Annotated in this window: 15 protein-coding genes and 1 riboswitch; of the genes, 13 read left to right on the top strand and 2 right to left on the bottom strand. The window is 47.8% G+C overall.

Annotation, left to right across the window (positions count from 1 at the left end; all coding sequences use genetic code 11):
- Positions 1–186: 186 nt before the first annotated feature.
- The 12 genes from DX130_RS14580 to DX130_RS14525 all read left to right on the top strand — a co-directional run bounded on the left by DX130_RS14580 (position 187) and on the right by DX130_RS14525 (position 14,125).
- Entirely contained in the window at positions 187–1,188 is a 1,002-nt protein-coding gene (locus DX130_RS14580; protein ID WP_116046570.1) for an AI-2E family transporter, read from the top strand.
- A 345-nt stretch (positions 1,189–1,533) separates the two neighbouring features.
- Positions 1,534–3,297 (top strand): stalk domain-containing protein, encoded by a 1,764-nt coding sequence (locus DX130_RS14575; protein WP_165861289.1) that lies wholly within the window; start codon positions 1,534–1,536, stop codon positions 3,295–3,297.
- A 110-nt stretch (positions 3,298–3,407) separates the two neighbouring features.
- Positions 3,408–4,259 carry a helix-turn-helix transcriptional regulator gene (locus DX130_RS14570; protein ID WP_116046567.1) on the top strand — a complete coding sequence of 284 codons (852 nt, stop codon included), beginning with the start codon at positions 3,408–3,410 and terminating at the stop codon, positions 4,257–4,259.
- A gap of 121 nt (positions 4,260–4,380) precedes the next feature.
- Positions 4,381–5,352 (top strand): N-acetylglucosamine kinase, encoded by a 972-nt coding sequence (locus DX130_RS14565; protein WP_240644515.1) that lies wholly within the window; start codon positions 4,381–4,383, stop codon positions 5,350–5,352.
- Between the two features lie 73 nt (positions 5,353–5,425).
- Entirely contained in the window at positions 5,426–6,733 is a 1,308-nt protein-coding gene (locus tag DX130_RS14560) for a 6-phospho-beta-glucosidase (protein WP_116046566.1), read from the top strand.
- A gap of 184 nt (positions 6,734–6,917) precedes the next feature.
- On the top strand, positions 6,918–7,907 hold the full coding sequence (locus DX130_RS14555) for an alpha/beta hydrolase (protein WP_240644514.1): 990 nt from the start codon (positions 6,918–6,920) through the stop codon (positions 7,905–7,907).
- 225 nt (positions 7,908–8,132) lie between these two features.
- Complete coding sequence (locus DX130_RS14550) at positions 8,133–8,531, top strand: GntR family transcriptional regulator (RefSeq protein ID WP_116046564.1); 399 nt, start codon at positions 8,133–8,135, stop codon at positions 8,529–8,531.
- Between the two features lie 2 nt (positions 8,532–8,533).
- Complete coding sequence (locus tag DX130_RS14545) at positions 8,534–9,643, top strand: DUF1648 domain-containing protein (RefSeq protein ID WP_116046562.1); 1,110 nt, start codon at positions 8,534–8,536, stop codon at positions 9,641–9,643.
- A gap of 264 nt (positions 9,644–9,907) precedes the next feature.
- Positions 9,908–10,008, top strand: a riboswitch (purine riboswitch).
- A 121-nt stretch (positions 10,009–10,129) separates the two neighbouring features.
- Complete coding sequence (locus tag DX130_RS14540) at positions 10,130–11,476, top strand: NCS2 family permease (RefSeq protein ID WP_116046561.1); 1,347 nt, start codon at positions 10,130–10,132, stop codon at positions 11,474–11,476.
- A 108-nt stretch (positions 11,477–11,584) separates the two neighbouring features.
- A complete protein-coding gene (locus DX130_RS14535; protein WP_116046559.1) occupies positions 11,585–12,355 on the top strand; it encodes a LamB/YcsF family protein in 771 nt (256 codons plus the stop codon).
- 13 nt (positions 12,356–12,368) lie between these two features.
- Positions 12,369–13,115: a 5-oxoprolinase subunit PxpB gene (pxpB, locus tag DX130_RS14530; RefSeq protein WP_116046558.1), complete on the top strand. Its 747-nt coding sequence runs from the start codon at positions 12,369–12,371 to the stop codon at positions 13,113–13,115.
- Positions 13,112–14,125, top strand: a complete 1,014-nt coding sequence (locus tag DX130_RS14525) for a 5-oxoprolinase subunit C family protein (RefSeq protein WP_165861288.1) — start codon at positions 13,112–13,114, stop codon at positions 14,123–14,125. The genes pxpB and DX130_RS14525 overlap by 4 nt, the downstream gene beginning before the upstream one ends.
- A 58-nt stretch (positions 14,126–14,183) precedes the next feature.
- On the opposite strand, the gene DX130_RS14520 is transcribed toward DX130_RS14525, so the two are convergent.
- Entirely contained in the window at positions 14,184–15,263 is a 1,080-nt protein-coding gene (locus tag DX130_RS14520) for a phosphodiester glycosidase family protein (RefSeq protein ID WP_116046554.1), read from the bottom strand.
- Positions 15,260–15,691 (bottom strand): hypothetical protein, encoded by a 432-nt coding sequence (locus DX130_RS14515; protein ID WP_116046552.1) that lies wholly within the window; start codon positions 15,689–15,691, stop codon positions 15,260–15,262. The genes DX130_RS14520 and DX130_RS14515 overlap by 4 nt, the downstream gene beginning before the upstream one ends.
- A gap of 325 nt (positions 15,692–16,016) precedes the next feature.
- Here DX130_RS14515 and msrA point away from each other — a divergent pair, with 325 nt between their 5' ends.
- A complete protein-coding gene (gene msrA / locus DX130_RS14510) occupies positions 16,017–16,985 on the top strand; it encodes a peptide-methionine (S)-S-oxide reductase MsrA (RefSeq protein ID WP_116047206.1) in 969 nt (322 codons plus the stop codon).
- The last annotated feature ends 8 nt before the right edge of the window (positions 16,986–16,993 follow it).

The following is a 16,993-nucleotide window of genomic DNA, read 5'->3' as shown; positions in this document are numbered from 1 at the left end:
TCAAACTCAGTCTCGAATACGCTCCTTTATCTGCACGGTTTAGCAGATAAAAGAGCGTATTTTTTAAAAAGAAGGCTTTTAGGAACAGATGAACATTGCGCACGTAAGCAGTATAATAAAGCTACATATAAGTAAAAATAGTTTATAACCTATTTGGAAAATTGATGCGAGAAGTGAGGAAGGCTAATGGTATTTTTAAGAGAGTTTTTTACCCATCACATTGTGAAGAGAATAATGTTTTTAGCACTAGTTGCGATGCTGCTATTTATTTTTAGGAGTATGATCAATTTACTGCTTCTATTATTCCTCGTTACGTTTGTATTGGGGCGCTTAGAGGGATTTATTACAAAGAAACTCTCTCGCTTTTTTCCTGTCTCTCCTGTAGCAGTAAATATTGTACTGTACGTGCTCCTTATTTCAAGCATAGTCATTGGCTTTTTAAATTATGTGCCTAAGCTCGCGAATCAAGTTGCAGACATGTATAACTACACCATCCGTTTTCTCAATTCACCGCAACAAAATGATGCTGCTCAGATGATTGTCGCTATGCTTGAGAAGCTGGATTTTCAAAAGTATTGGGGCAGCACAATCAACTATGTTTTAAAGCTTGGCAAATGGGTTGAAATGATTCTTTTTGTCATTGTCCTAAGCTTCTTTTATTTAATACAAAAAAAGAAAGTTACTCAGTTTACAGAGAAATTTCGTGATAGCAAAGTAGGCTGGCTGTATAAAGAATTTGAATATTTCGGTAGAAAATTCACATCTTCTTTCGGTAAAGTAATCGAAGTGCAGCTCATGATTGCCCTGTTTAATACGGTTTTAACCATCATTGGTTTATGGATATTAGGTTTTCCGTATCTCTTTGCACTTACCATTATGGTGTTCCTATTAAGCCTCATCCCTGTTGCAGGTGTTATCATTTCTTTCATTCCAATAGGTATTATTGGATATCAAATTGGCGGAATTACATTGGTTATTTGGACAATTGTGATGATTGTCTTTATTCATGGAGTGGAGACTTATGTTCTAAATCCAAGACTATACGCTCAAAAAACAAAATTGCCTATGTTCTATACGTTTATTATTCTTATATTTGCACAGCATTTCATGGGCATATGGGGACTGATTATCGGAATTCCAATCTTTATGTTTTTGCTTGATGTGCTCAATGTTGATCAATCTACTTAGAACGATAGATGGCAAGCAGCACAAATTATGCATCTACTGCAGCAATGAGTGATGATGCAAAAATATTCATGTATCATGATGCCACCACCAGCGACGATCAAGTGAGAATAGTATATATCCATTAACTTTACACCCTCTTTTATTTGCTAATGAGCAAATAAAAGAGGGTGTTTCTAATGTGGAAAAAAAGAAGATCAAAGTTTTGGTCGAAATTTATGAATCGTTATCCAATGTTTCACGAAAATGCTCGACTTTAAGCAACATCAATAATTTTAAAAATATCCATCATATGCCGATAAGAAGATAGGATGAAGGAAACTAACAAGCATAATGGAGGAGAAGGTAATGAAGAAGTTATGGATTGTATTAGTAGCTGTACTATTGTGTACGCCGCTTTTGCAACACGCAAATGCCAGTGAAAAGGTTATTACTGTTTATATTGATGGAGTGAAAGTCAACTTTAGCAGTGATCCTATATTAAAAAATGGAACGACATTTGTGCAATTCAGACCTATTTTTGAAACGCTTGGATATGAGATAGCATGGGATCCTGCAAAAAAACGAATTACTGCTCATAATGATGAGACTGAAATGATTTTGACAGTGGGCAGTACATCCGTAGCCATTAATGGAGTCGTTAAGGAGATCAAAGACCCGCCTTACATTACAAAAGGGAATACGCTAGTTCCTGTCAGATTTATTAGTGAATACAGCGGGAAGCTCGTGAAATGGGATTCGATAAAAAGAGAAATTAAAATCACATCAAATGATGATCAAAACAATATTGCTTGTAAAACGCTAACCAATTGCATAGATTTGGGTAATGAAAAATCGGTAAAAGAGATGCTGAAACCAAATACAATCGTTACCCATAAACAATTTGAATTGTCGGTAAAGAATGATAGAACGGTTATAGCCAAATTATTAATTACACATGGATATGATCTTAGAAAATTATCGGTAGAAGAACAAAAAACACTATTAAAAATAGCTTTAGATAATCGTTTCTTTGACACGATGTCAATGTTAATAGAAAACGGCATATATGTTGATCTTGAGTTGAATTATTTAACAAGTTCTGCGCTTGTAATGGCGATTAAGAACAAAGACAAGGAAATGGTCCGTTTGCTATTAAGCCATGGTGCAGATCCGGCCAAAAAGTATTCAAACGGAACAGGGAAAGAAATCAACAACTTTTACTTCACGCCAATGAACCTGGCTTATGAAATGAAAGAAATGGATATTTATGATCTGTTAGCCCACAAAGCAAAAACTATGGCTGAAGTTCCGGTTCCAAATGGAGTTTCGGTGAGAGATATCAAGGAGCTTAGAAATTATTTGGATGCGTATCATACTAGGTTAAGCACAAATTTAGGTATTGTGAGATTGGGGTATTCAATTGATGAGAATACGAGTAGACTTTACTTGTACGATATTAAAGTTAATTTTTCAGGCGAGGTTTTGGTCGATAATAAACTTGAAACAGGCATGAACCATATTGCCATTGAGAATATATTCGACAATATAAAATTTACAGAAACACAAAAAGTGGAGTTCTTTAGGCAATTAAGAGAGTTTACGGAGGACACAGCCAAAATAACGATGGCATGGATGCCGGGCAAAAAAATAACGGGAGGTTTCTATAAATTCACTTCCTATGTCCCCCAAGGTATACCTATTGAACTACGTCAACTTGCTCTGGAAGTATACGGTTCCTCTATTAATCAATTTTTGACCTGGTCAAACTATACGCCTGACCAAGCGTATTACTACCATGAAACAGAAATAAGTGATTTTCACTGGTATGGTTTTCTTGATGATCAAAATGTAACGACAGATGTTCCCTTAAAGAAGATTTCTATTCCAGCCGGAAATTATAAAATAGCAGTCGGCGAATCATTAGCTATCCCTTATCAATTGTTGCCTGAAAAAGCAACCGATGTTGAATTGGTATGGGAAAGCTTTTATCCGCATATTGCTAGTGTAGATTCCAATGGGGTCGTTGTAGGCTTAAAAGCAGGGCTAGCCTCAATTAAGGTTTATTCAAAGCACGATCCCGGAATTTTTGCGAACTTCCTTGTATGGGTTGGAGATCCGTTGAAGATGTAGTCAAACTATACTTTTGAATTTTTGAGCTTGAACGAGCAGCCATGGCTCCTCCGGCCACTCCTCTGCTATAATGAAGTAATTGCAGGCATACTAACAGGAGGCACCATTTCATGAAGCTGTCACCAACCGTTGTCCGGGATCATATTGATTTGCCGCAAGGCTTTCCGATTCTTGTGTCGCAAACCGAAGGTGTAAGTCCGCCGTTCCAGCGGCTGCATTGGCATACTCCATTGGAAATCAATTTCATCTATAGCGGAAGCGGCTATTATCTGATCAACGGCGGCCGGTATGACTTCCGGCAGGGAGATATTGTTCTGATTAACTCCAACGATCTTCACCGGGCTGTGGAGACGGAGTCGCTTGTGATGGGTATCGTCATGTTCGATCCTGCCTATCTGGCGCTGGAGCAGCGGTACGATACAGAACTGCTGGTTCCATTCCGCGAGATGGGCTTCCGATTCGATAATGTACTCAACAGAGATCATCCCGAACTCATGAAGCTTTGGTCGCTGCTGGCAGAGATGAGGGAAGAGTACTTGCGCAAGGAGCCGCATTACGAAGCGGTCGTTCGGGCTCAACTTGTTCGATTCCTGGCGTACGTTAACCGATATTTCTCCAAGGATGCCGGCAATGGTTCGCTCCATGCAAGAGGTACGGAGACGATCCGGAACGTGCTGCATGAGATGGAAGTGAGAATGGATCATCCATGGACACTGAAAGAATTGTCGGATCGCGCGCATCTCAGCACCTCGCGATTCAGCTCGCTATTTACGCAAGTTGTTGGCACCTCACCAATGGACTATCTGATTCAGCTTCGGTTATCGAAGGCGGTGGAGCTGATTGAAACCACCGATGGGAAGATCATTGATATTGCCTCGGAATGCGGATTCCGCAATTTGTCGAATTTCAACCGCTTGTTCAAGCAGCATATCGGGAAGCTTCCCTCCGAGCTAAGGATATAAAACAGTAAAATAGTATTAGAACATCGTTCTTTCTTATTAGAGAGACGGTGTTTTTTGTTTTATGATAAGTACAGTAAGATAAAAAGCTGACGAAGAGCAAGTTATCGAATAGCTAAGGAGCGTGGAACATATTATTTTTCTTGGTATAGACGCAGGAGGCACCAAGACGCATGCCTTGCTGGTAGACGAGAAGGGTAAGGTGCTTGGCCAAGGCCTCAGCGGCAATGGCAATCATCAGACGGCGTTTGAAGACGCGCGCACCAATATCGAATCCGCATGTAATGCTGCATTGAGTGAAGCAGGCATCACGAAAGAGCAAGTGACTTTTGCCTATTTTGGCCTTGCCGGAGCGGATCGCGAACCGGATTACAACATTTTAAGACCAATGATTGCTTCATTGGGGTATGATAGACATGCGATTGCATGCGATACAATGATCGGCATGAGAGCTGGCACTAGCCGCTCGCACGGCGCGGTTATTATTAGCGGGACAGGCTTCAACGCCGCTGCGCGCAATGCGAATGGCGAAGAATTGCAATATGGCGGCTTCGGCTACTTGTTCGGCGACGGACAAGGCTCGGGCTCCGATCTGGCTGTACATGCATTCCGTACGGCAATCAGAAGCTGGGAAGGACGCGAGGAATATTCCATCCTAACCAAGCTGGTGCCTGAGACGCTAGGCTATGAATCGGTACAAGCGATGTACGACGACGCGCTGGACAACGGCAAGCGTCCTCCAAAGGATCTGGCGAAGCTGGTATTTGAAGCGGCGGGCCAAGGCGACGCGGTTGCGATTCGCATTTTGCGCGAAGCTGGATTCGAGCATGCCAATGCGGTCAATGCGTTAATTAAACGTCTCGGCATGGAAGAGGATACGTTCGATGTTGTGCTGATCGGCAGTGTGATGTCGCGCGGCAGTTCGCCGCACATGGTTGACGCGATCAAGGAAGCAGTGGCTAAGACGGCTCCGAATGCCAGCATAGTAAGGCTGAATGTTGATCCTGTTATCGGCGCCGTTATGAGTGCGATGGACAGCAGCGGCGTTAAGATCGACGACGCTACGGATGCAACACTGAGAAGCATTACTTTTTAATAACAAACAACAGTCACCCGCAACTATAGATGCCAGGGGCACAAACCACATTATTAAGGGAGGCAACACTGATATGTCTAACAAAAAAGCATTGAAAATCGCCGTTATTGGCGGCGGCTCTTCTTACACACCGGAAATCGTAGAGGGCTTTATCAAGCGTTACGACGAAATGCCTATCCGCGAGCTTTGGCTCGTTGATATTGAACAAGGCAAGCACAAGCTTGAAATTGTAGGGGATTTGGCAAAACGCATGGTTAAAGAGGCTGGCCTGCCAATCGAGGTTCACCTGACGCTGGATCGCCGCGAAGCGATTGCAGGCGCAGACTTCATTACGACGCAAATGCGTGTCGGATTGCTGGAAGCTAGAAAGCGCGACGAGCATATTCCAATCTCGCACGGTGTAATCGGTCAAGAAACAACAGGCCCAGGCGGCATGTTCAAGGCGCTTCGTACCGTTCCGGTTATTCTGGATATCTGCAAAGATATCGAAGAACTGGCTCCGGACGCATGGCTATTCAACTTCACGAACCCTGCTGGTATCGTAACAGAGGCTGTTCAAAAATACAGTAAAGTTAAAACAGTTGGCCTATGTAACTCGCCAATCAACTTCTACAAGTTCCTGGCGAAGGAATACGGTGTAACTGAGCGTGACGTATTGCCGGAATTCGTAGGCATCAACCATCTGCACTGGGTAACGGCTGCCTATGTAAACGGCGAAGACAAGCTGCCTGAGCTGATCGGCAAAGGCCGTGAGTACACAGCTTCGAACGTAACAGCATTTGACTGGGATGCTGATTTCCTAAGCTCGCTTGGTTCGATTCCGACATACTACCTGCGTTACTTCTACATGACTGACAAAATGCTGGAAGACATGAAGGAATCGATGGAGAAAAACGGCACGCGCGCTGACGTTGTAAGCCGTGTGGAGTCCGAGCTGTTCGAGCTGTACAAGGACGTTAATCTGAAAGAAAAGCCGAAGCAATTGGAGCAACGCGGTGGAGCTTACTACTCCGAAGCTGCGGTTAACCTGATGCATTCCCTTTACACGGACAAACGCGATATTCAGACGCTGAACGTTCGCAATGGCAACATCATCGACTTCTTGCCAGAGGACGCAAGCATTGAGGTTAACTGTGTCGTAACGGCGCAAGGACCAATCCCGATTCCACTGCAAAACGTGCCTGCGCATGTGACAGGCCTGCTGCACGCTGTGAAGACGTATGAGTCTTTGACTATCGAAGCAGCTATCTCCGGCGACAAAGGCATCGCACTGCAAGCGTTGGTTCACCATCCGCTTGTACCAAGCGTATCCGTAGCGAAAACGCTGCTTGAAGAGATGCTGGAAGCAAACAAAGAATACCTGCCTAACTTCTTCAAATAATATAAACCTTTAATGGGCTGACCTGAAAGCGGCGAATAGCTGGCTTTCGGGTCAGCCTTTTTTTAACGAATGATTACAAGTTGGTGACATGTTTATGGAGAATCGGATACATCTTGCAGGTATGCTTGGCTCTTGATGAGATTCACAGGAGTCCAATAAGAAGCATCCATAAGGAGGAACTTTCATGTTCACGCTCAAGAATGTATCCACTCCATTATACAGCCACAAGGACAAGGCAGTAGAATGGCGCCTGAAACAAGGGATATGGGGATCTATCTGCATCACGTTGCTGTTCCTATTGATAACCGCTGCGCTTGCAGGTTGTGCCATTGCTCCGGCAAACCCGGACAATCCGTCCATTCCGAACGGTGAGACATCAACTCCGAACCTACCGGACGAAGAAAAGGAGACGGTATCTCCGCCTGCTGAAGAAGCTAATATTCCATCGAATCCGCCGGTCGAGTATAAGACGGCTTGGCCGGACTTAACGGTTACTTCGTCCAGCGGGCATCTGGTCAATAGTTGTGTTCCGGACAGTCTTAGGGACAAGGCAACCACACTGACGACCAGCGACGGGGTGCATCTATCGGCGCTTGTACTGGGCAGCGGCACCAAGGGAGTATTGCTTGCCCATGAGCAGGGCTATAATATATGTTCCTTTCTTGATATGGGGGTGGAGCTTGCCGATCACGGCTATCTGGTCGTTATCCCGGAATACCGCGATCATGGCGCCTCTCAGAGCACGGGAGACACCCAGCCCATTGACCTTGATGCAGACGCTGCGCTGAGCGAACTCGCCCGGCTTGGCGCGGAACGAGTCTTTCTGGCGGGGGCATCGTGCGGCGGCTCCACGGCTATCATCGCAGGCGTTCGTCAAGAGCTGCCCATTGAAGGCTTAATCATTCTCTCTTCGCCTGCCCAGTGCGGTTCTCATGATGCCATACCGGGCGTCAAAGAGATAAAGGTGCCATCCCTGTTTGTTTTTTCGCCTGGCGACTACGGCGGTTCCATTGAGAAGCATGTGCGTCAGCTGTACAAAGCGTCCGGAGCAGCCGATAAAACATTGATTGTGGATAAGAGCGGCTACCACGGAACGGATATGTACCATAGAGGCGAAGAAGGTGAAAAGCTGAGAAGCGAGCTTATCTCGTTTATTAAGGCGGCATTGGATTGAGACAAGCGTCCCGTTCGTTAAGAGCAAGCATAGGAGAGCGCTACACTAAATGGCGAGCAAAGAACGAAGCAAAAGGCGATGGTCCTGAACGTATAGGACCGTCGCCTTCTTCTGTATAAGTACAATGTATGCCGATCTGTCTTTTGATAAAAAAGGTTATTGCGTATATTCGTTATAGTTGTTATACTTGAAATATAACAGACAAACAATTGAGGTGATGAGACTTTGATGCTTGATATCGATCTCCAGTCGGAGACACCGATTTATACGCAGCTGGTTAATGGCATTATTGAAGGCATTGCCAGAAGACAGCTGCTGCCCGGTGAAGCGTTGCCTTCGGTCCGATCACTGGCTGCCGATCTTGGCATTAACCTGCATACCGTCAACAAAGCCTATCATCTGTTGAAGCAAGAGGGCTATGTGCAGATCAATCGGAAGCAAGGGGTCGTGATCGAGCCGGATGCTTTCCCACCTGCAGACGAAGCGTTCAAGGATCGACTTGCCCGGCAGCTTCGGCCGCTGCTCGCGGATGCGATCTGCAGAGGCATGACGAAGGCTGAACTCGAAGCAGTATGCTCGGCTGTATACGATGATATGAGAGCTAATGAACAGGGAGGCGTTTAAAGATGAATGATGGATGGATGATGATACTGGTATTGACGCTCATGTTGCCAATCGTTTTTATATCGACGGTTATCCCGTTTCTTACCCGGCGGATTGAGAGTTTCGGCGTAACGGTGCCGGAGGCGGCGCAGCAGGATCCGGATATTAAAGGGCTCCGCAATCAGTTTTTATGGCTAAACGGGAGTGTAGGCGTCCTTCTTACGGCTTCTCTGTTTTTCCTATCTAGCGGAATGTCGGATGAAAAGAAGTGGAGTATAGTGCTGCTGGCGCATGTATTTGGATATCTGATCTTCTCATTTGCGATGTATCTGAAAAATCATTATGCCGTCAAGCGTATGAAGTCCAGCAAAGGATGGAAAACGGAGAGTGTGCAGCGTGTCGTTGTAAGCACGAAATTTCGTAATTCCAAGCTCACGCTTTCGAATTTTTGGTTCGCTCCCCATGTGCTTCTCATTTTGGCGACGGTGCTGATATGCGTATTGTATTATGATCAGTTCCCTGCGCAAATTGCGATGCAATACGGTATAGATGGTGAAGTGACGCGCAGCGTAGAGAAAAGCTATATGGCTGTCATGTGGCCGGTTATCGTGCAATCCTTCTTGCTCATTGTATTTCTATTCTGCAATTACGCGATCAGCCTTAGTAAGCAGATTGTGGAGGGGAGCGATCCTGAAGGCTCGTTGGCCCGCAATATCAAATTCCGCAGAATATGGTCTGGTTATATTATTTTTACCGGCTTTGCCGTTATGGCCCTTATGGCTCTGTTTCCAATTGGTCAGCTGCAAGAGTGGAGTATTAACGCAACGATGATTGCGACATTCAGCATTGTCGGCTTTATTACGATCTCGTCCATTGTCCTCTCCTTTGTTACCGGGCAAGGGGGCAGCAGGCTGAAGCATTCGTCGGATCATCAAGGCCAGACGGTAGCGACGCAGGATATGGACCAATATTGGAAGATGGGACAAATTTATTTCAATCCCAAGGATCCAGCAATCTTCGTCGAAAAAAGGTTCGGAATCGGATGGACGCTCAACTTTGGCAATAAGCTGGGCTGGTTGTTTATCATCGTCATCGTGGGACTGTCGATTTCACTGCCTTACATTATTGAATAACATATAAGCCCGCAGAAGCGCTCTTCTCGCTTTCGAGTGAGAGGATGCGTCCTGCGGGCTTTGTCGGCTCTATCAGTAGTATATGACGGTTTTAGGAGGGGGATAAGCTTAGTCCGACATGGAATAGGGATAAAAAAGCATGACTTTTGTTGAAATACGATTGAAAACGCTCTTTTTACGAATGATTGTAGAAATTCCATGGTGAATATTCGTGAAAAATGTTGACAAAACGTTCACATTCTCTTTAAAATTGATTACGGATAACAACAACCGCATAGAACTTTTCGTATAATCTCAAGAATCGGCTTGAGAGTCTCTACTCGATCACCGTAAATGATCAGGCTACGAAGAGAGTGGAAGCCCATCGCAGCGGCCCTGCGCATGGCGTTTCCCCTTTTTGCAGAGCCTAGTCGAAATGCGCATTCCAGCATTTGAAGCTAGGTTTCTTTGTTTGTTCCAACACAATTTTGGGAGGGTATTATCAAAATGGAACGTTTCTTTCGATTGAAGGAACTGGGAACAAATGTCAGAACTGAAATTATGGCGGGGCTGACGACTTTCATGACGATGGCCTACATACTAGCTGTCAACCCGGCAATCTTGACGCCGACTGGCCTGGACTGGACAGCGGTCTTCCTGGCTACGGCGCTTTCCGCAGGTATTTTCACCATCGCAATGGGTTTATTCGTAAACTTCCCGGTTGCTTTGGCGCCAGGTATGGGTCTTAATGCATATTTTGCTTCCGTCATCTTGGCTTCGGCCGCTTCGGATGTTCCGATTTCTCCGGCTATGGGACTTACAGCCGTCTTTATTTCCGGTATTCTCTTTATCATCCTTACCGTAACACAGGTTCGCCAGTTGTTAATTACAGCTGTACCGGACAGCTTGAAGCATGCGATTACGGTCGGTATTGGTCTATTCATCGCTGTAATCGGTCTTAAAAACAGCGGACTGATGACGATTATCGCATTCGACAACGGAGATACGCTGATCTCCCTTGGCAGCTTCCATAATGAAAATGTTGTGTTCACGGTCATTGCGATCGCGTTGATTGCGATTCTGATGGTGCTGCGCGTGCCAGGTGCCATCCTATTCGGTATTCTGGGTACGACGATTATCGCACTAATCTCGGGTCACGTGAACATTAGCGAAGCGTTAAACGGCAAGACTTGGATTCCTGACTTCTCCACGATGAACGTATGGCATTTCGATTTTGCCGGCGTACTGGAAGTAGGTCTGATCACCGTCATTCTTACCTTTACGTTTGTTGAATTGTTCGATACATTCGGCACACTTGTCGGCACGGCAAACCGCGCAGGCATTATGAAGAACCCTGAAGAAGGCAAGAAACGCGTAGGCAAAGCGATGATGGTTGACGCAATTGGCGTTGGCGGCGGCGCTATTCTCGGTACAAGCACCGTAACGGCTTTCGTCGAGAGCTCCGCAGGTATCGCGCAAGGCGGCCGTTCCGGTCTGACGGCTGTGACGACGGGCATCTGCTTCCTGCTTGCGATCTTCCTCTCTCCTCTTGTAGCGTTGGTGCCAGGTACAGCTACGGCTGCTGCACTGATTATCGTCGGCGTGCTGATGATGCAATCCGTGAAGGAGATTGACTTCTCCGATATGGTCTATGCAATTCCAGCGTTCCTGACATTCGCTATGATGCCTTTCACGTACAGCATTGCAAACGGCATTTCCTTCGGTATCGTTTCGTACGTACTGTTGGCGGCTGTAGCCAATATTGCTGGCAAAGGCAAATACAAAATCCACGTGCTTATGTGGATACTAGCCATTCTGATTATCGCTCGCTACGCCTTTATGGGCAGCGAATAATAGAGTTTGGCAGAGGCAGCGCTGGGCCGGCGCTGTCTCTTTTTTTTATGCGGGTAATGCCATACGTTATAATGAAGGAAGACGATGGGCAGGAGTGATGGGGAGAGCATGAACCGTATAGATTTGAATTGCGATATGGGAGAGAGCTTCGGCGCCTATCGATTGGGGCAGGACGAGATAATCATGAAGCATATATCTTCGGCCAATATAGCTTGCGGCTTCCACGCAGGAGACCCAGGCACGATTAGAAGAACGGTCCAGCTTGCTATGAGCTGCGGGGTAGCCATTGGCGCGCATCCCGGCTTGCCTGATCTGGCGGGCTTCGGGAGACGGAGAATGGAGATTGCGCCGCGTGAAGCTTTTGAGATGACGGTGTATCAGATCGGGGCAGTGCAAGCTTTTGTTCGAGCGGAGGGCGCTACCCTTACGCATGTGAAGCCTCATGGCGCGCTGTATAATATGGCGGCTCAAGACGAAGCGCTGGCGGAGGCGATCGCCGAAGCCGTGTACAAAGTAGAGGGAAATGCGCTGCTGTATGGGTTGGCAGGAAGTGCGCTTATTCGTGCAGCGGAGAAAATAGGTCTTACGGCTGCTCAGGAAGTGTTTGCAGATCGTTCCTACGAAGCGGACGGTACCTTGACTCATCGGTCGCTGCCAGGGGCCGTTATTGCCGATTCAGCCGTTGCGGCGTCACAGGCTGTTGACATGATCGTCAAGGGCCAAGTAATGACGAGGCAGGGAACTCCGCTAGCGCTTCAAGCGGATACCGTATGTGTGCATGGAGATACGCCTGAGGCGGTTAAGCATGTACTGGCATTAAGGGAGGCGCTGAGTAAAGCGGCCATTGGGGTCCAGCCACCCGGCAAGCTGCTGCGATAAGGGGGAGTTTTTCATGAATCAAAGCCTGAACGATTCGTTTTTGCCATTGGGAGATTCAAGCGTACTTATTCGTAAGGGAACAACCATTGATAAAGGTACACATCGATGGATTATGTCTGTCATGCAGCTTCTTGAGGCTCAGCGATTCGATGGGATGATCGAATGTGTGCCGGCATTCGCCTCTATTGCCGTTCATTACGATCCTCTTGTCGTATGGCGCAGCCGATCGCTGCAGGAAAAAGGACATGCGTCGGTATATGAAACGGTATGCAAGCGTTTGGAGCAGTGTCTATCCCTTTTGTCGGAAAAAGAGGACAATAGATTGCCGGAACGAGTCGTTACGATCCCTGTCTGCTACGGGGGCGATTACGGTCCTGATCTGCAGGAGGTTGCCGAGCATTGCGGGTTATCTGCTGAAGAGGTTGTCTCGCTTCATACAAGCGGTTCATACAGCGTCTATATGATTGGGTTTGCGCCGGGTTTTCCATATTTGGGCGGTATGCCGCCCAGTATCGCTGCGCCTAGACATAAGACGCCGAGAATCGTCATACCGGCCGGAAGTGTCGGCATAGCGGGTGCGCAGACGGGTGTATACCCGCTGGCAACGCCCGGCGGTTGGCAGTTGATCGGCAGAACGCCGCTCCCCCTATTCCGGCCGGACCAGCAAATTCCGAGCTTGCTTGAAGCGGGAGATCATGTGAGGTTCGAGGCGATCAGCGAGCAGCAATATAAGGAATGGGAAGGGGCAGAGCAGCTATGAGCTTGACGGTGCTAAAGCCCGGACTGCTGGCGACCGTGCAAGACCTTGGACGCTACGGCTATCAGAAGTATGGCGTTGCAGTAGGCGGAGCGATGGATGAGCCGGCGGCGCGAGTCGCGAACTGGCTCGTCGGCAACGAGGATGCCGAAGCTGTGCTGGAGCTTACTTTGACTGGTACGGAGCTAAGGGTAGATCAGGATATGTGGCTCGCTGTATGCGGCGGCGATATGGGAGCCCGGACGGATGCTGGAGAAGTCGTACCGCTATGGCGTCCGGTATGGATAGCCGAAGGAACGATTCTGTCGTTCCGTCACTATCAATCCGGCTGTCGAACGTATGTGGCCATTGCCGGAGGGTTGGAGGCAAATGTGAGCATGGGCAGCCGCAGCACGTACTTGCGCGGAGCAATAGGCGGCTTGGATGGCAGAACGCTGGGAACCGGAGATCGCCTGGAGATCAGACAGAGGGGTAGAGAAGCTTTGGCGATTGATAAGCTGGAGGTATCGTCATCGGGCAGGTTGAAGTGGCCGTTATGGCATGCGGGCGGATTTGCGGTCGCCCCAAGAGAGGTGCATACCGTACGGCTGATGCAGGGCGAGCATCAGAATCTGCTGACAGCCGAAGCACTTCGGAATTTGTATCATGAGGTATTTCGCATTGGCCCTTCGTCTGACCGTATGGGATATCGTCTTCAAAGCGAACGCAAGTTGAAATTCGGAGAGCAGGCATCGGAACTTATAACCGAACCTGTCGTCCATGGCACGATTCAGCTGCCGCCGGACGGGAATCCGATCGTGCTGCTGGCTGATCGGCAGACAACAGGCGGATATCCGCGCATCGGCCAAGTCGCATCGGTCGATATTCCGGTATTCGCCCAGTTGAAGCCTGGAGATCGCATCCGATTTTATTCGGTTACGCCTATCGAGTCCGAGCGGTTAAAGCTGGAGTCAGAGCTGGACATGAATCAACTGCGCACGATAATCGCTTTAAAGCTGCATCATAAAACATAAGGGCGGAGTGCCTGGCCGGAGAGCTTGTTGATTCTCTCCGGACCGAGGCGTTCCGCCCTTATTTGAAGAATAAGAAGTGCGTCGGCAGCTTTCGCAGCTTGCCGCCGTCTGATGGTTTGTTAATTACTTTGCCATTAAAGATAAGGGAAGAAGATCCGCCGCCGTCGAGATTATAGGCATCTATTGTGCCGTATCCTCGAAGCAGCGTCTGCAATTCGGCGAGCGTAGCGCCGGAGCTGCCAGCTTCATTGTAGCCGTCTGTTACTAGCAAGAGGAGCTGATCGTCCTTGTAATTGGCGATAACAGTCCTTGGCGCACGCTTTGGACTCGTCTGCCACTTGGCTGGAATCTGCTGCGACACGCCTCCTTTTAACAAGACCGGTACGAAGGAAGCGCCGAATTTCGGTTTTTTGGCATCCAATTGATCCTTGCTTGCAAACAGGCCGCCGATCAGCTTGTTCTTCTCACTCAACCCCACGAAGAAGAGATCGGAATAGGAAGCTTGGAAGCCGGATACATATTCGCCATCCGCAATCGTGGTGCTCAGCGGATATCGCTTGCCGCCGCCGTCCGCGAAGCCGCCGGCATTGACGCCGACCGCCGCTTTATGCTGCTTGACCGCGTCCAGTGTGGTCATGGACGTGCCGATTTCTGAGCCGCCCATGACCATTTTCATCGCATCATCCGATTTCAGCTGGATTTTGACCGCATAGCTCCGGAAATTGTCATTCTTGAGATAGAAGAGCTGGGCTCTCAGCTTGTCGGAATTAATAGTAGCTGCGGGCTTGCCAAGCTTGGCTGTTATGTTGTTGTCATAGATTTGAAGAGGACGTTTGGCTTGAGCGGTTGCCGTCTTGGCGATCGCATTCATTTCCGCATTGGTTTTGTTGTACAGCTCGATCTCCGTCTTAATCGATTCGCTGGTATGTACGGCGGTGTCTCTTGCCTGGTCAAGGCCTGCTGCAGCTTCATTCATATACACGCGGTCTGGAGCATGCTCCTCCGCGCCAGGCTCGGTGATGCCGCCTTGCGTCAACTCGATAGCTATCGTGGAGAAGAGCAGCCATAGCAGTATGCCGATAAAGGGAGAAAGCGCCAGCAATGCTGTACGGTTCAATGTTTTTACGGTTATGTTCATTTGAGGACATCCAAGCTTTTTTTCAGTTCGTTCAACTGTTTCTTCACTTCATTAAGCTGCGTATACAGCTTGTTGCTATTATCCGTTTTATTGTCGGCATTATCCTTCGTGAAGGTAAGAAGCTCGTTAAGCGCATCTATCTTTTCTTTCAGCAGCGCAATCTCGCCTGCATACGTGGACTCCAGAGCAGTTAGCCGGGAATCGTAGGTCTTCTGCATATCGGCGATTTGGGCCGAGGTCTGCCGTTCGATATCGGCGGTGATATCGCGCTGCAGCTTGTCTGTATAGAGCTTGGCGCCCAGCAAGCCGCCTCCGATCAATAGAATCCATATGCCGATAAAGATCAGTAACGGGGCCTTTCCTCTTTTCTTGCGTGTGCCCGTGGACTGACGGCTTACAGTTGCACTATCTACTTGCAAATCATTCATTGTGTTCATTCACCTCTTTATTCTGTCAATTCGGGTACGCTGTGATGGATGAACGAACGTGAAACGGGATGTCCTTATGAAATGCGGCCGCACCTTTACACGGCATAATCATCTGTCGCTGCTTGTCCATCTCTACTACTAACGACAAAAAGCGGCAAAAAGGTTGCGAATGTCATCCTATTGTAACAAACGGCAGGATGGCTGTCGCCACCAACGGACAACTTGACGGAAGACAATTATTGGTTATGCGAGAATTGCTTTTTTGTAGGGCGCGAGTTCGTGTTGTATAATGAAAGAGTTAAGCATGAAATGCCAAATGGAAAGGATGATCCTCATGGGACAGCAAAATAAAGAGTTGGCCATGTTCGCGGGAGGCTGCTTCTGGTGCATGGTTACGCCGTTCGAGGAAATGCCGGGTATTCTATCCGTCGTATCAGGTTATACGGGCGGACATACCGTCAACCCAACGTACGAGGAAGTATGCTCCGACACGACTGGACATACCGAAGCCGTACAGATTGCCTATGATCCTTCTCTGTTCTCATACGAGCGGCTGCTCGACATCTTCTGGCGTCAGATTGATCCGACGGATGCAGGAGGACAATTCCATGATCGGGGCTCCTCTTACCGGTCTGGAATCTATTATTATACGGAAGAACAGCGTCAACAAGCGGAAGCATCGAAGGGAGCTCTTCAGTCCAGCGGCCGTTTCGATAAGCCGATCGTGACGGAGATCGAGCCTGCCGGAGACTTTTATCCCGCTGAAGATTATCATCAGGACTACCATAAGAAAAATCCGTACCGTTATAAAATGTACCGCAAAGGCTCCGGTCGCGACAGCTTCATCGCAAGCAATTGGAAGCTGAAGAAGGATCTTGGCGAGTTGAAGAAGAACCTGACACCGATTCAATATGAAGTGACGCAAAATAGCGGCACTGAACGTCCGTTCACCGGCGAATATTGGGATCATATCGAAGAGGGCATCTATGTCGACATCGTATCGGGCGAACCTCTGTTCAGCTCCAAGGATAAGTACGATGCAGGCTGCGGCTGGCCTAGCTTCACGAAGCCATTGCAGAAATCGGCTGTAACTGAGCATTCGGACAATAGCCATTTCATGGTCAGGGTTGAGGTGCGCAGCCAAGAAGGCGACTCCCATCTAGGTCATGTATTCGATGATGGACCCCAGCCAACCGGACTTCGGTATTGCATCAATTCCGCATCCTTGCGGTTTGTATCGAAGGATAAGCTGGAGGAAGAAGGGTACGGTCAATATCGCTCGTTATTTGAATAAAGGGAGAG

Origin of the sequence: Paenibacillus paeoniae, assembly GCF_003388735.1 — a bacterium.
GTDB lineage: Bacteria > Bacillota > Bacilli > Paenibacillales > Paenibacillaceae > Pristimantibacillus > Pristimantibacillus paeoniae.
Note: the sequence above shows the minus strand (reverse complement) of the source record. Positions and strands in the feature narration are given on the sequence as shown.